Annotated in this window: 13 protein-coding genes and 1 tRNA gene; 1 reads left to right on the forward strand and 13 read right to left on the reverse strand. The window is 43.6% G+C overall.

Going from position 1 to position 15,111, the window contains the following annotated elements; genetic code table 11:
• Positions 1–237 precede the first annotated feature (237 nt).
• The 12 genes from H7T88_RS06185 to rpsF all read right to left on the reverse strand — a co-directional run bounded on the left by H7T88_RS06185 (position 238) and on the right by rpsF (position 14,118).
• Positions 238–1,848, reverse strand: a complete 1,611-nt coding sequence (locus tag H7T88_RS06185) for an MFS transporter (RefSeq protein WP_441005018.1) — start codon at positions 1,846–1,848, stop codon at positions 238–240.
• 246 nt (positions 1,849–2,094) lie between these two features.
• Positions 2,095–4,521 (reverse strand): S9 family peptidase, encoded by a 2,427-nt coding sequence (locus H7T88_RS06190; RefSeq protein ID WP_221787667.1) that lies wholly within the window; start codon positions 4,519–4,521, stop codon positions 2,095–2,097.
• 114 nt (positions 4,522–4,635) lie between these two features.
• A complete protein-coding gene (locus H7T88_RS06195) occupies positions 4,636–5,532 on the reverse strand; it encodes a D-alanyl-D-alanine carboxypeptidase family protein (RefSeq protein ID WP_154960421.1) in 897 nt (298 codons plus the stop codon).
• A 156-nt stretch (positions 5,533–5,688) separates the two neighbouring features.
• Positions 5,689–7,515 carry an oligopeptide ABC transporter substrate-binding protein gene (locus H7T88_RS06200; RefSeq protein WP_221787668.1) on the reverse strand — a complete coding sequence of 609 codons (1,827 nt, stop codon included), beginning with the start codon at positions 7,513–7,515 and terminating at the stop codon, positions 5,689–5,691.
• A gap of 19 nt (positions 7,516–7,534) precedes the next feature.
• Entirely contained in the window at positions 7,535–8,440 is a 906-nt protein-coding gene (locus H7T88_RS06205; RefSeq protein WP_123067009.1) for an ABC transporter permease, read from the reverse strand.
• 28 nt (positions 8,441–8,468) lie between these two features.
• The gene (opp4B, locus tag H7T88_RS06210; protein WP_154889655.1) at positions 8,469–9,431 is read right to left on the reverse strand and encodes an oligopeptide ABC transporter permease; all 963 of its coding nucleotides are present in this window, start codon (positions 9,429–9,431) and stop codon (positions 8,469–8,471) included.
• Between the two features lie 7 nt (positions 9,432–9,438).
• Positions 9,439–10,371 carry an ABC transporter ATP-binding protein gene (locus H7T88_RS06215; RefSeq protein ID WP_260510743.1) on the reverse strand — a complete coding sequence of 311 codons (933 nt, stop codon included), beginning with the start codon at positions 10,369–10,371 and terminating at the stop codon, positions 9,439–9,441.
• 4 nt (positions 10,372–10,375) lie between these two features.
• Entirely contained in the window at positions 10,376–11,374 is a 999-nt protein-coding gene (locus tag H7T88_RS06220; protein WP_090923585.1) for an ABC transporter ATP-binding protein, read from the reverse strand.
• A gap of 733 nt (positions 11,375–12,107) precedes the next feature.
• Positions 12,108–12,734, reverse strand: coding sequence for a M15 family metallopeptidase (locus H7T88_RS06225; protein WP_260510744.1), 627 nt, complete (start codon positions 12,732–12,734; stop codon positions 12,108–12,110).
• A 227-nt stretch (positions 12,735–12,961) separates the two neighbouring features.
• A complete protein-coding gene (gene rpsR, locus H7T88_RS06230) occupies positions 12,962–13,231 on the reverse strand; it encodes a 30S ribosomal protein S18 (protein ID WP_090923587.1) in 270 nt (89 codons plus the stop codon).
• A 56-nt stretch (positions 13,232–13,287) separates the two neighbouring features.
• On the reverse strand, positions 13,288–13,773 hold the full coding sequence (locus tag H7T88_RS06235; RefSeq protein ID WP_090923588.1) for a single-stranded DNA-binding protein: 486 nt from the start codon (positions 13,771–13,773) through the stop codon (positions 13,288–13,290).
• Between the two features lie 51 nt (positions 13,774–13,824).
• Positions 13,825–14,118 (reverse strand): 30S ribosomal protein S6, encoded by a 294-nt coding sequence (rpsF, locus tag H7T88_RS06240; RefSeq protein ID WP_024629534.1) that lies wholly within the window; start codon positions 14,116–14,118, stop codon positions 13,825–13,827.
• Between the two features lie 215 nt (positions 14,119–14,333).
• On the opposite strand from rpsF, the gene H7T88_RS06245 reads away from it, so the two are divergent.
• Entirely contained in the window at positions 14,334–14,528 is a 195-nt protein-coding gene (locus tag H7T88_RS06245; RefSeq protein WP_090923589.1) for a YjzC family protein, read from the forward strand.
• Between the two features lie 430 nt (positions 14,529–14,958).
• Here H7T88_RS06245 and H7T88_RS06250 read toward each other — a convergent pair.
• Positions 14,959–15,049, reverse strand: a tRNA-Ser gene (locus H7T88_RS06250).
• Positions 15,050–15,111 lie beyond the last annotated feature (62 nt).

The following is a 15,111-nucleotide window of genomic DNA, read 5'->3' on the forward strand; positions in this document are numbered from 1 at the left end:
CACTCTCGAAATTGAAATTCATTACTACCCATTAAACGTGAGCAACGTCTGATGACACGCCGTTCTCCAAACTTTTATTTCTCTTTGGGCCGGAGTACCGCTTATGCTCGTTCTATTGTAATCATTCCTGCATCATGAAAAGTTACAATCGGGTTAAATTGAAAAGAACAGCGCCCCCTTTTTCGGTTACAAAAGGTTCACTGTTCCTCCGTATCTTTTCATTTTACTCTCTACATATTATGTGGATCCCAACGATCCCTCCGGTTGCTGCTTCTGTTTCTCTTTTTGACGAAGACGTCCCGTTACTAGAGCCACGATCAAGGTTAACACGCTAAAAATAACTGCTGACCAGAAAAGTCCATTGTACCCCTGACCTGTCGTTTGATGTACAGCCTGAAGCAACGTCTCCCGTATATTGGCATCTGGAATCTTGGACAACCCCGCCATGAGACTGGAGACATCATTTCCTGATGTTCCACCAGAAGCATATTGCTCCAGCGCGGCTGGTGGTACTTCAATTCCTCGATCCGCCAGACCTGACTGGATGTTCGAGCCCAGGTTAGAAAAAGAACGTGCCAGGAATCCGGCGAAGATCGTCGGTGCAATCGCCATCGCCATTTGACGGAACAAAGAGCTGGTTGCTACTGCAATACCTCTATTGTTCTCACCTGCCTGTTCGGTTACAAGAACGTTGACTGGCGCACCCAGCATCATGCCAAAACCAATACCGACAAGGGTACTCGCAATAACAAACTGCCAGATATGCTCTACCCACAACGGGAATAATAGGAAGCCAATCGCAGAGAGCAAGCCAGCTACCGACAATGTCCAGATTGGTCCTTTCCGGTCAACGAGGTATCCTCCTCCTCCTGCTCCAATCCCTGAAGCCAGTGCGAGCGGTGTAAACCAGTAGCCTGAAGCTGTGCTGGATACGCCTAGATATTGCTCTACAAAACCCGGAATAAAGATAACAGAGGCCAAAATGGCTCCTGAGAAAAAGGCAATGAGCAACGTCCAGCGGAAGGACGCTATGCCAAGCAGTTTTGTGGAAACGACCGGTTCACGGTCGGACCCCTCCAACCTTTTTTCCATAAAATAAAAGATCACCAGCACAGCTACACCCACTAGAAAGAAGCTATAAAACATTGGCGAAGCCAAGCTTTGAAGCATGTTCACACCGTCGAGATTACTGAAGCTGTACATCAGACTCAGTACGCCTATTGTTAAGACCGCTATGCCGCTCCAATCGACAGCTGCCCGGCTGAGCTCCTGTTCTTCCTGGATATAACGGATTCCGGCAATGAACAGCAGGATTGCAATCGGTACGTTGATGAGAAACAACCAGTGCCAGTTGCCTGTAATATCAAGGATCAATGCTCCGATGTTAGGGCCAAGAATAGCTGCAATGCCGTTCATGCCTCCCAGTAGCCCCAGAGCTGTACCCTGCCGCTGAGCAGGAAACTTGCTAAGCACATAAGAACTTGCGATGATAAATATCCCGCCTCCACCAAGCGCCTGAATGACCCGGGCGATCAAGAAAAAGGTAAACGAAGTGCTTAACGCAACAAGGAGCGATCCGATTCCGAATAAAGCAACCTCAATGAGAAACAGTTTTTTACGTCCAAATCGATCTGACAGCTTACCCGCAATGGGTACACTGATTGCAAGCCCAAGCGTGTATAGCGTAATCGTCCAAGCACCCCATGTTGGCGAAACACCAAACGAGGCATTTAATGTGGTCAGCGACGATGTAATTATTCCGTTATCCAGCGCGGCCATAAATACACCCACGGCAAAGAGAATCAATGGCCATTTCATTTCTTTTTGCATCCCGGATTCCTCCTTCATCTGATTCTGTACACTCTCGTACAACTCTTAATACCATCTATATAAACCTGAATGAATAAGAATGACTCACTGGTCATTTTAAAATAAAGCGAGTCTATATGTCAATTGATGAATATCGATTAGACCCAATTTATGTAACACTTGCATTCCATTTCAATGATGTATTCTTCAGTCTCACGATTTTAAAAAAAGAGGTTGTTCTCTGATCCTTATCGGAATGAGAGAACAACCTTAGCTCTTATTTTTTTACTGCATCAGATGACGGTTCAGGAATTTCTCTATCGCACGATAGAGATCCAGTTGATTCTCTACATTGGCGAAGCCGTGCCCTTCATTCATTTTCAACATATATGGCACGTCTACTCCACGTTTACGCAGTGCTTCGACAATCTGATCGGACTCAGCCTGTTTGACACGCGGATCATTGGCACCCTGAACAACAAATAGTGGTGCTTTCATCTGATCAACATGGAAGAGCGGTGAGATTGCGGTAAGCAACTCTTTATCCTTCACAGGATCACCTACACGTTCATAAAATAGATTGCGCCCTGATTCCCAATATGGCGGTAGCGAGTTAAGCAGTGTAAAGATGTTGGATGGGCCTACATAGCTAACACCAACAGCGTATACGTCCGGGGTGAAGGCCAGGCCAGCGAGAGCCGCATAACCCCCATATGATCCACCATAAATTGCGACTCGCTTCGGATCAACTGTACCTTCTTTTACCAGCCAGTTCACACCGTCGGTGAGATCATCCTGCATGGCTTTACCCCACTGCTTATTGCCTGCCTCTAGAAACTTCTTACCATAACCTGTTGATCCACGGAAGTTCACTTGCAGGACTGCATATCCGCGGCTTGCCAAGAACTGGACATCCGGAATATATCCCCATGAATCCCGGGCCCAAGGTCCACCATGCGGAAGAACAACCAAAGGAAGATTCGATGCCGTCGCACCTTGTGGCAGTGTCAGATATCCATGAAGGTCCAGGCCATCCCGAGACTTGAACGTAATTGGTTTCATATCTGCCATTTTGGTCTCATCAATCCATGGAGCCGTATCCGCCAGCTTATCGAGCTTGCCTGTTTTGGAATTATAGAAATAATATGTGCCCATCGATTTGTCACTGTATGATATAAAGAGTGCCTGCCCATCATCACTTGTGCTTATAATACCAACCTCTTTGCCAGGCACCTTGGCTTTGATATCCTGCATGAGTGTCTTGAACTCGTTGTCAAAATACTCATAATTGACCTTGTCTGTCTCATAGACTGCTGCAAGGATCTTGCCTTTTTCTTTGGAAGGAATAACATTGCTGACATCCACATCTTTGTTTTCAAAAAGAGTTCTGGTTACCTTCTTTGTTGACAGGCTATATTCCACGACAGCCATCTTGTCTTGCTCCAGATTGGATACTGCGTACAGGTTTTTGTTGTCGCTTGTGAACATGACAGGAACAAACGTATCTCCCAGATCTGTTGTGAGCAGTGGCTGGAACGGCTGATTCTCCGCATCACGATACAATAAGGAAGATACATTGCCATCACTGGATATGGCTACACGAATTTTTCCTTCATGGTCTGTCATCCAGCCTGTAATGTTACCCGGATTCTCGGCAGCAATAACTGCCTCCCCTGTCTTGATATTGATACGGTATACGTCAAAAACTCTCGCATCACGCTTGTTCATGCTTACCAAAATTTCATCTGGAATATTCTCCAAAGGATCGACAAGCATCGCTCTTGTATTTGGATAAGGCGTCAGATCTTTGCTATTTTTTCCATCGATATCTGTAATATACAGGTGGTAGTTCTCATCTCCAGCCGCATCCTTTGCATACAACAGCTTGTCATTCGTTGCCCATGCAAAACTAGCAATACTGCGATCTGTTTCACTTGTAATACGTACAGGCTTATCTTGACCATTTGCCGTAACCACGATGTTCATCCGATTGTTCCACGGCTCCATGTAAGCCAGATGTTTGCCATCAGGGGACATTTGAAAACCTGCCTGAGCAGGCTGTTTGAAGAAGTCCTCAAGCGGTGTGACCCCTGCTTTCTTGACATCAAGCCCTAGGGCAAGGTACAGTGCACTAGCAAATTCCCCATGCGTTACTGCTTGTTTTGCATGAAATGCATTACCTTCGATAATGAAATGTTGTTTAACTCGGACAGCATCATTCACATGTACAGCCGGGATTTGGTCAGCATCACTGTAGATCACCTGTATACCGTTATCCTTCAATTCGAAAGCTCGTGTGAACAACGAGGCCATCTGGGCACGTGTGAGCGGAGCATCTGGCGCATACCCTTTGGTATTACCTTGAATGAGATCACCTTGTTTCAGCGCATAAATGGCTGGTGCTGCTGCATGATCGGACAGAACGTCTGCAAAACCTGTAAGGGTTGCCGGAGCATCCAGTTCAAGCACACGCTGCAGAATAATCGCAGCTTCAGCACGTGTAATAGGTGTTGCCGTTTCTTTCATTCCATCTGTGGTGCCATCTATGTATCCCAGTTGTTGCAGTGTCTGTGTTGCCTTGGAAACGATAGATTCCGAGACAGCCGCCGTAGGTTTGACTGCTTCGGCCGCCTGTACGGCAGGCTGAATCAAGGCAATCGACATGGCCATGGACAGCGTGAGTGCATAAACTTTTTTGCTAATTGAGTTCAAATGTTTTCCCCCTTATAAGTGAATTACAGGATAATGTGGAACTATACGTATCCTATTTTACTATGATTATCCATTTCGGAACAGCGGCAACTCTCCTTGACACGGGTGGTATGTTTAGTTTACTTTTGTGTTCGAAAATCCGTAATTCAACAGCTTGCGCGTCTCAACGAACCGCCCTTCCCTCGTATCTGATCCAAATACAACCGATATTAGCCGTTTGCCATCTCGCTCAGCCGTCCCAACGAAATGATACCCCGTATCCTTGTCATATCCAGTCTTTAATCCATCATTACCTTCATAAGCATATGGACCCCCGATTGAAGATAACATCCAGTTTGTATTGCTCATATAGATCCCCTTTTGGTGCAACGAGACTTGCATTTGATTGGAAACTTTAAGAATCTCGGGGTGATGGTTAAGCAAATATTGGGCAAGCTTGCAGGCATCCATCGCAGTCATTAACGTTTGACCCTGGATATTATGTGGACGATAAGGACCAAGCATAGTCTCGCTTAGACCTGTAGAGTTGGTGAAGTGAGTATCCCCTGACAGACCAATCTCAGCAGCCTTTTGATTCATCCGCTGTACAAATTGATGTTCTGAACCGCTGATATGTTCCGCCAAAGCAACGGTAGCATCATTGGCAGAATATACTGCCACCACTTGGAATAACTCCTGAACAGTGAATCGATCCCCCTGTTTGAGTGCAAGCTGATTCCCGCCAACAGAGCTGGCGTAACGACTAACATTAACAGGATCATCCCAACGAATATCTCCTCTCATTGCAGCCTCCATTACAAGTAGCTCGGTCATTAGCTTGCTGATACCTGCAGGAGCAATCTCTTCGGAGCCATTGTAATCCATCAGCACCTGTTCCGAATTCATATCCATCAAAACAGCCGACTCGGCTTTAATGCCTGGCTTACCAACCAGCATGTCCGGTTTTACTCCCAAATATATAATAACTAGTAAAGTGAATAACATTCCTGCGCGTTTCCACCATATTTTCATCGATTCATCACCTCTTACCTATATAGACGTAGCAAAGAGGCATTTTGTCTGCACTTTTTTGAGAAAAAATTAAATTTTTTTTATTTTTTGGTTACAAAAAAAACATGGACTCCATACACCCCATGCCAGAGTGTTGGAATCCATGTTTATTAATAATTACTGAGCAACAACCGCTTTATCTGCATTTACAGCCAGATCGCTCAAGTATACGCCAGTTCCATCACCAATCGCATAGTTCATTACACGTTTGTTAACTGGTGATACCACAGCACGGTACAACGTTGGGAATACTGGAACTTCATCTACCATGTATTGTTGCCATTCATTGTAGATCTCTTTACGTTTCTCTACGTCGAATGCTTCAGCAGAGATACCACGTGCCAGCAATTTGTCGTTCTCTTCACTGGAGAAACGAGGGAAGTTATAGAGTGCATCGCGTCCATACAGACCTGATGGATCAACGTCGATACCAACACCCCAAGCCGCTTGGTACACATCGACATTAGGATCATCTTTACCTGTGTTACCTACACGGTCGTAGAAGTTGTTAAACTCGATCATTTCCAAGTTTACTTTCAGACCGATTGCTGCCCAAGATTGAACATAGTAACGTGCAAGTGGCTCAGCTGTGTCGCCACCTGTCATAGAAATAAAATTGATTTCAAGTGGTGAACCATCTGGCTTCGTACGGAATTCTCCGTCCATTTTATAGCCAGCTTCGTCAAGCAATTTCTTTGCAGCTTCCGGATCATATTTCACACCTGGATTGTTGGAATCATGGAATTCAGGGTGAGAAGGTGGAATCAGTGTTGTTGCATTCCAGCGAAGACCGTTGTAGAAACGTTTACCTACTTGGTCATTATCTACAGCCATCCACATCGCTTTACGCAGGTTTTTATCACCCATTTTTGCGTCAGGATTGGATTTAACTTTATTGTTCTCAGCATCCCATGTTCCCAGTTTGAATCCGATGTACGTATACGCACGGTCGATTGCACCCAGGAATTCAACGTTGGAGAGGTTCGCATTGTCTTTATACTGGTCTGTCGGGAAGGAGTCTACCAGATCTACACCGCCAGATTTCAGCTCTTGAACAACCGTTGTCGGGTTGATTACTTTCAATGTTACTTTGTCCAGTTTTGGAGTTCCGCGCCAGTAGTCATCGTTTTTAACAAACGTTACAGACTCACCTGGTGTGATCGTTTCTACTTTAAACGGACCAAAACCGATTGGCTTCTCACGTACTTCTTTGGAAGAAGACATTTTCGCAATATCCATGTTACCAAAAATATGTTTCGCTAATGGATATGTCCACACGCCGCCTGTCAACAGGGATGGCGTTGCTTCTTTATACGTAATGCTGATTTTTTTGTCACTCAGCACTTTAATACCAGAGATTGTTTTTGCTTTTCCAGCATGATACTCATCCATACCTACAACACTTGTGAAATTGGAATCATAACGCGGGCCGTCATAACCTTTGCCACCGATGACTTCATAAGCAAACTGCAAATCTTCAGCCGTTACCGGCTTGCCATCATGCCAGTTTACATTGTCACGAATCGTGAGCGTAAACGTTTTGCCGTCTTCGGAAGTTTCGTATGTTGCTGCACCATCATTGGTGTAAACATAGTCTTTATCCCAAGTCAGCAAACCTTCGTCAAACCATTGCAAAACTTGCGCATCCGGATTACCGGAATAGAAGTTATAGTTCAATGTACCTTCAAAAGCAGTATCGGATACGAGACCAAAGGTAAGTGACCCACCTGCAATGGCTGTACCTTCATTCTTTTTGACATTACTGAAATCCTCAATAGAGTAAACCCCTTCTTCTTTCGCAGGTTTCTCCTCTGTTTTTCCTTCTTCTGTTTTTGCTCCTGGTGCAGGAGTTGCTGCTTCTTTCTCGGAGCACGCCGCAAGCGCCAATACAAAGACCAGCATCATCGTGAAAAATAGTCCTCGTGAAAATAATCCCTTTTTCATGAACCTTTCCTCCCTTTTTTTAACCTCTTCTTTGTCTTGCATCCGTCGCACGTTTCAAGGCCTGTCCGACATTATTTATACTCAACATCAATACCAGGATCAGTAGTGATGCAGGTAGCCAAATCCACCATCTGTATTCCAAGGTTTGCGGATTACGTGCATAACTTACGAGTGTTCCAAGACTTGGTGTGCTTTCCGGGAAACCAAATCCCAGGAAAGACAACCCGGATTCAAGACCAATATTAGCTGCCAGGTTCAATGTCATCGTTACAATGATAATCGAACTTAGGTTAGGAAGAAGCTGCGATACAATAATTTTAAAGTGAGAAGATCCAAGTGTTTTGGATGCTTTAATATACTCGAGTTCACCCTCCTGAAGCGCCTTGGATCGAATCAATCTGGCGATTCCCATCCATAGGAAGGCGGTCATAATGAGCGAGAATGAAACGATATTATATTTCGGTACAGCCGTTACAAAGGCGATAACCATCATCAGGAATGGCAAGATCATGAAAAAGTCCACCACACGCATGAACATATTATCAATCATTCCGCCAAAGTATCCCGAGAGCACACCAACCAAAATGCCAATAAATCCAGTCATTAAGGTTACCAGAATACCGATAGTTAAAGAGTTTCTTGTCCCAATAACAAGCTGACCAAATACATCTCGTCCGCCATAGTCTGTTCCCAGCCAGTATTGTGCGGAAGGTGGCTCATATAGTGCAAACAAATCAACTTTAACAATATCGTCCTGATTCAGAATCATAGAGGTTCCATATACAAGAAGAATGACAAGCCCCAGGAATATGAGCGAAACGAGGGCTACTTTGTCCCTGACCAACTCTCGCCACACAATGCTTAAGCCGGAAGGACTTTTATCAACCTTCTGCGAAGTTACAATAACATCATTGGTCTTGCTCATCTGTTTTCACCCCGAAATCTTCAAGTTCTTACTTAATGCGAATACGCGGATCGACCAATCCCAGAATAATATCAGACAGCAGTGAGCCTAGAATCGTAGCAATCCCATATAATAATACGAGTGCTGTGACTACACTGAAATCCCGTAATGAGATGGAATTCAGGAACAACTGTCCCATACCCGGGTAGCTGAATATACTTTCAATAAAGATGGTTCCGCCGATCAGCCCCGTAATCTCATACCCGAAAAATGCAGCAATCGGCAACAGGGAGTTTCGCAAAATATGTCTGTTGTAGATTCGGGATTCCGAAGCACCTTTGGCTCTCGCCGTGATTACGAACTCTTTGTGCTTGATATCAATAATCTCACTGCGTAAATATTGTACCGTGGATACAGTGGAGATTAGTGCCATTGATAACGCTGGTAATAGCAAATGGTGAATCTTACTTATGACGTATTCAAATGTTCCTGGTGTAAGGCCTGGTGCCACACTTCCCCCTGTCGGGAACCATCCAAAACGGAACCCGAAAATCCAGACCATGACCAGAGCGAAAATGAAGAGTGGTGCTGCAAAACCCAGGTACGTATATCCTGTAATTAAACGGTCAGACCAGGTGTCGTTATAACGACCACTGATGATACCGAGTGGAATAGCAATAAGATATGTGAGAATCAGTGTTGCCAATGCAAGCCAGAATGTATTGGCAATCCGTTGACCAATAAGATCTGTTACTGGCATTTTAAAACGGAACGATTGTCCGAAATCACCCATAGCTGCATGCCTGATCCAGTCCCAATACTGTATATACCATGGATTATTCAATCCTAGCCGTTCACGCTGTTCTTCTAGCGCTTTGGGATCAATACTCGGATCAAGCAGTCCCGTCAACGCGTCACCTGGCATGGCTTTGGCCATCAGGAAGACCAGAATACTAAGCAAAATTATTTGAGGAATCATTATAAATATTCGGCGTACAATAGTTTTCCACATATGGCCTTCAACCTTTCTGAGGTAAAGCTACCCGGTGAGTATCGGAAATGGATTGGAGCGAATAAGCAAGCCCTTCCTCATCGAAGAAATTGCGGTATGAATTTTCATACTCGGATTTGATCTGCTGTCGGAAAGCTATCATTTCCTCACGTTTGGTTGGGTCCATATCCGGAATCGCTGCGATAAGACGTTTGGTATAGATATGTTGGGGATTTTCAAAAATATCATCTGTTGTCCCTTGTTCCACATATCGACCTTTATACATAATTCCAATCTGGTCGCACATATGACGAATAATGCCCAGATCGTGGCTGATAAACAAATAGGTCAGATTCAGTTCTTTCTGAATTTCCTGCATGAAGTTGAGCACCTGGGCTTGTACGGATACATCCAGTGCAGATACAGGTTCGTCAGCGATAATCAGTTTGGGCTTGAGTGCAATGGCACGAGCGATTCCAATCCGTTGACGCTGTCCACCTGAGAATTCATGCGGATACTTGTAGATAGACTCCGGACTCAACCCTACCTTCTCTAATAAGCTACCGACCTGTCTCTTCTCTTCCGTTGCCGTCAGTCGTTCATAGTTTCTTAGAGGCTCAGCAATGATGTCCATAACGCGCTTCTTCGGGTTAAGAGACGAATAAGGATCCTGGAAAATCATCTGTACATCCCGCTGAAGCTGGCGATCTTTGCGTCGTTCTTTGGTCAAATCCCTGCCATTGAATAAAATTTTTCCACTTGTCACATGATTCAGACCAATCACAGCTCTGCCTGTTGTTGTCTTGCCTGAACCGGATTCTCCAACAAGACCGTAAGTCTGGCCTTCTTCAATGGAAAAGCTGACATCGTCAACCGCTTTGACACTGTCAATCTCCCGTTTTAGTAATCCTCCGCGAATCGGAAAGTGTATTTTGAGTCCTTCTACTTCAAGTAATGCCATTATGTTATGCCTCCTCCGCTTGATCAGGGAAATGAAAGTGCTGATAGCAGGTACACCTTACAAAGTGTCCTGGCGCAATTTCATGCATCTGCGGGTTATCTTCATGAGCAGAGTCGCTAATCCATGGAATTCGGGCCTTGAATCTGCACCCCTGCCTTGGAAGATTTTTGAGAGAAGGTACGATGCCTTGAATGACATGTAATTTGGATTTTTCTTCAGTAATCGTAGGGATCGAGTTTAATAATGAACGTGTATAGGGATGTTTTGCATTGGTCATCAATGTAACAATATCCGCTATTTCAACAATTTCTCCTGCATACATGACGGCTACACGATCAGCCATCTCGGCCACTACACCAAGGTCATGCGTAATAAGGATAATGCCTGCGTTAATCTCATTCTTCAGCTCTCGGATCAACTCGAGAATTTGCAACTGAATGGTAACGTCAAGTGCTGTTGTTGGTTCATCGGCAATGAGCAGTTCTGGCTTATTGGCAATTGCGATCGCGATAACAATACGTTGCCTCATGCCGCCAGATAATTCGTGGGGATATTGCTTATATATTTGTTCGGGACGTGGAATCCCTACCTGGTTCAATAAGTGAATAACCTTATCCCGCTTCTCTCTGGAAGACAGCTTCGGTTGATGAAGAGTGAGAATCTCTTCAATCTGTTCACCTATGATCATTAGAGGATTGAGTGCGGATAGTGGATCCTGAAAGATCATGGCCATTTCTCTTCCGCGCAGTTTGTTTAATTGATTAGGGGATATGTTGGCGATATCTTTCCCTTTATAGAGAATCTGACCTTCGATTTTGGCTTTGTTATGCAATCCCATCAGAGAAAATGCAAATGCACTCTTACCTGAACCTGATTCTCCTACAATAGCCAACACTTCATTCTTCTTAACCTTAAGATTAACATGATCGACTGCTGCATAATAGTTATCTTCAATTCTGAATGATGTCGTTAAGTCTCTGACTTCCAATAGCTCTTTATTCAAATCAATCACCCTAACCCTGTAATTTCATCAGACTGTATTCATAAGTAGAAGAGTGCATCCACTGTATATTTCCATGTTGTTCCTTAAATTGAACAAAAGTGTATACAAAATACCTTATCGTTAACAGAATCAAGATTATAGTCTTCAATTTAAACCATTGGTCAATTAATGTTGATAATTCCTAGCGGAATTATAAATACAAATAATTACTGTAATCATACGTGTAATTTAAGTTAACGTCAATCATTATTTTGGGATTTATGGAATAAATGTTTTCTATGCTACAGTTTTGGGTAATAGTTTTGGCTAAAAGGTATCTATAGCAGGATTTTAGTGTGAGAGTTAAGTGTGCTCGGGTGGAATTACAACAATATGAGGCGTGTGTACAAAGTTTTTTTGTGTATATATATAACATGTCTATGACACAATGTGTAGAGTTAATAGCAAATGATTTGGGAGTAACTTAGTTAGTGTAAATTACATGTCACATTTAGGGGGATTTTGTCGTTTCATAGAATCTCTGCTTAGAAGTCATATGAAGCTTATATATATACATTTATTTAAGGTTTGTAAGATAAACGTAAAAATCTAGTTATTATAGTATAGTTTTATTTAATTGTTGCTGTAAAGAGTTAATTGTTACTTTTGAACATTTATTTTACAAAAGAAAGAAAAAAGTCCTGCAAAAAGCAGGACTTTACTAATAAATATTCATAATTACGCATATATACTATTACCTTTGTGGCACCAATGGTGGCCTTTTACCACGTTTTAAATCACGAATACTCAAATCAAAGTCCATCTGTAGATGAGGATAGTCCGGAAAGTTAGTCCAGTCTCCACCCCAGGTGAAACCTAGCTCTTTAGCTAAATCGACAACCTCCATCCAATCTGCCTTGCCATTGCCATTATCATCTCGTTCCATATCCCAGACAATATCTCCATCAGGGGTTCTTAAGGCAAAATCAATGGCTAGTCCATAGTTATGATAAGACTCCCCGCCTCTTGCATTGGTGACAATATTCCCAGAAGATGAGCGTCCCTGTGCAAAGAGAGCATCTTGTTCCTCCACACTCCGATATCCATGCGTAATCACAACTTCTATACCTCGCCTGGCAGCCATACGGACTAATACACCTTCACTTTCGGCAACAGCTGGATGCAAACCGGTAATTGGCAAAGGCTCAGGAATTATTTCATCTTGCCATATCTCTCCCAAGTCCCCTTTTTGTTGCAACCATACAAATACAATGGATAGAATAATCGTTGCGATGATCCAGTTTCTCAGGCTTTTCTTCCTTCGCTGTCTTAGCTTACGTAGTGATGAATTCATATACTCTCCTACACTTTTTCTACTCATCAAGCTTTAATTCTTTTTTAAAGGCTTCATTTCAGGTAAACTAACTTCTATTATAATTCATCTCAGCTGTGAAAGCTTCTTCTGCAAAAATTACATGATTATACGTTTTCATTTTCTTAAATTTTCATATGTTATCCTTATTCTTATCCTTAGATTTATAGTATTTAAGAATACAAAAAAAGCAGTCGGCTTATAGCCGGCTGCTCTTGTATGCAAACTGAGTAAGACTACTCAGTTGTGTATGGCAACAATGCGATTTGACGGGAGCGTTTGATTGCAATCGTCAGCATGCGTTGATATTTAGCGCTAGTACCTGTTACACGGCGTGGCAAAATTTTTCCACGTTCGCTGATAAATTTACGAAGCAAGTCCGTATCTTTATAATCGATGTGAGTAATTTTGTTCGCTGTGAAGAAGCACACTTTACGACGTTTGTTACGACCACCACGACGTGCCGGTCTTTTATCGTCTCCGCCTTCTCTTTGCTTGAAGCCCATGCTTTTCAGTCCTTTCCTATCATGTAACCGATAACTCGTACGAGTAACGGCTCACGTTAAAATGGCAAATCATCATCCGATATATCAATCGGTTTTCCGTCATCGGAAAAAGGATCCTGATTGTTGCTACGCGCAGCATTATTGTTGCTCGCACGTCCGCCGCCGCCTCCATAAGAAGGCTCTTCACGCATAGGTTGACCCCCGCCGCCACCGCCTTCGCGGTTAGCTGACTCCAAGAAACGAACATTATCGGCAATGACTTCGGTCACGTATACACGTTTTCCTTCGTTATTCTCGTAGTTACGTACTTGAATGCGTCCTTCGACTGCAGCCAGACGACCTTTACGCAAATAGTTTGCACAAGTCTCGGCAAGCTGTCTCCAGGTTACGACCGGAATAAAATCTGCTTCCCGCTCTCCTCCTTGGCTTGTAAACGGTCTGTCTACGGCCAAAGTAAATTGTGTCACGGCTACTCCTGCTGGAGTATAACGCAACTCAGGATCCCGGGTTAACCGGCCGATCAGAATGACACGGTTCAACAATGTAATCCCCTCCTTCTGAGCGTATTGGTGCGATAATCACGAGTCAATGTCTTAGGCAGACTTAACGTCGTTGGTAATGAGATAACGAATTACTTCGTCAGAAATCTTCATGAGACGCTCAAGCTCAGTAACTACTGCTGGTTCAGCAGTGAAGTGTACCAGAACATAAACACCATCACGGAATTTCTTGATCTCATACGCAAGACGGCGTTTACCCATAACGTCGTGAGCTGTAACCTCACCACCGCCGTTGGAGATGATGCCTTGGAATTTATCGACTGTAGCTTGAACAACTTCTTGCTCAACGTCAGGACGAATAATGTACATCACTTCATATTTGCGCATAATTTTCACCTCCTTATGGACTCTGGCCCTCAATCCAGGTTGAGAGCAAGGAACGAGCACAAACTCGAACTATATTAATATAACAAATACGCAAACGAAATGCAAGCAAACGTTCCCTGTACATATTGGTACATAATCCCCATCATGTTTAGACTTCAGATGGAACACACTACAGAAGTAACACTGATCTCATTCTGTGGAGGAGGCTACTTATTATGGGTGAAAGAACCGAGTTCGAACCTGGTGACAAAGCGCCGAATGATGGAGAATACACTGAAGTCGGGGAGAAGAGTTTTCACACGGAGATTAATGATCCCAAGCGAGTCACGTTAAAAAAAGGTGAAGCCTTTCCGGAAACGAGCAATCACAATCGCAAGTGGAAAAAGCTGACTAAAGCTCGCGTTCACTAAATTTTTTTTCAGCACCACGTATATAAAACGGTAGTTAGCACATAATACAATCAGGCGGTACACGAGAGAGGTGTGGTTCCGTTGGACAACGAAGCCGATTTTTCGATGTTGGAGATGCATCACGTAATATAAGAAGCTTGTGGGTGTGTAAGACTTCAGTCCGAAGCACAGGTATTGCTACAAGCAGTACAGCCAGCGTTTCTGTCGTTACGACCGATTGTGATCTAACTAAACATGTACCGCCGGATAAAGAGCCCGTCAGGGCTCTTTATTTTTTATACGGGCCACATTATACAATTTTCACTAAAAAAATATAAGAAACAAAATAAAAAGACTATCCAATAGGCTAGTCCCTTCAAGTTGTTTATGATGACTCCAGTCCATGGAGTTATGTAAGCATTACATTTTCGCAAAATCTAAATGACTTAAGTGGCGGAAAGGGTGGGATTCGAACCCACGCACGCTGTGACACGCCTAGCTGATTTCGAGTCAGCCCCCTTGGGCCTCTTGGGTACCTTTCCGCAGCAAAATTGATTATATCACGCCTGTAGTCGGAAAGCAATACCTATACCCTGTCTGCATG

Origin of the sequence: Paenibacillus cucumis (ex Kampfer et al. 2016) (assembly GCF_019748695.1) — a bacterium.
In the GTDB taxonomy this organism is placed as follows: domain Bacteria; phylum Bacillota; class Bacilli; order Paenibacillales; family Paenibacillaceae; genus Paenibacillus; species Paenibacillus polysaccharolyticus.

Bases quoted from the DNA above. Each gene is read 5' to 3' on its own strand.
- H7T88_RS06185 (WP_441005018.1), bottom strand. From the start codon at position 1,848: ATGAAGGAGGAATCCGGGATGCAAAAAGAAATGAAATGGCCATTGATT.
- H7T88_RS06195 (WP_154960421.1), bottom strand. From the start codon at position 5,532: ATGAAAATATGGTGGAAACGCGCAGGAATGTTATTCACTTTACTAGTT.
- H7T88_RS06200 (WP_221787668.1), bottom strand. From the start codon at position 7,515: ATGAAAAAGGGATTATTTTCACGAGGACTATTTTTCACGATGATGCTG.
- H7T88_RS06205 (WP_123067009.1), bottom strand. From the start codon at position 8,440: ATGAGCAAGACCAATGATGTTATTGTAACTTCGCAGAAGGTTGATAAA.
- opp4B (WP_154889655.1), bottom strand. From the start codon at position 9,431: ATGTGGAAAACTATTGTACGCCGAATATTTATAATGATTCCTCAAATA.
- H7T88_RS06215 (WP_260510743.1), bottom strand. From the start codon at position 10,371: ATGGCATTACTTGAAGTAGAAGGACTCAAAATACACTTTCCGATTCGC.
- H7T88_RS06225 (WP_260510744.1), bottom strand. From the start codon at position 12,734: ATGAGTAGAAAAAGTGTAGGAGAGTATATGAATTCATCACTACGTAAG.
- rpsR (WP_090923587.1), bottom strand. From the start codon at position 13,231: ATGGGCTTCAAGCAAAGAGAAGGCGGAGACGATAAAAGACCGGCACGT.
- rpsF (WP_024629534.1), bottom strand. From the start codon at position 14,118: ATGCGCAAATATGAAGTGATGTACATTATTCGTCCTGACGTTGAGCAA.
- H7T88_RS06245 (WP_090923589.1), top strand. From the start codon at position 14,334: ATGGGTGAAAGAACCGAGTTCGAACCTGGTGACAAAGCGCCGAATGAT.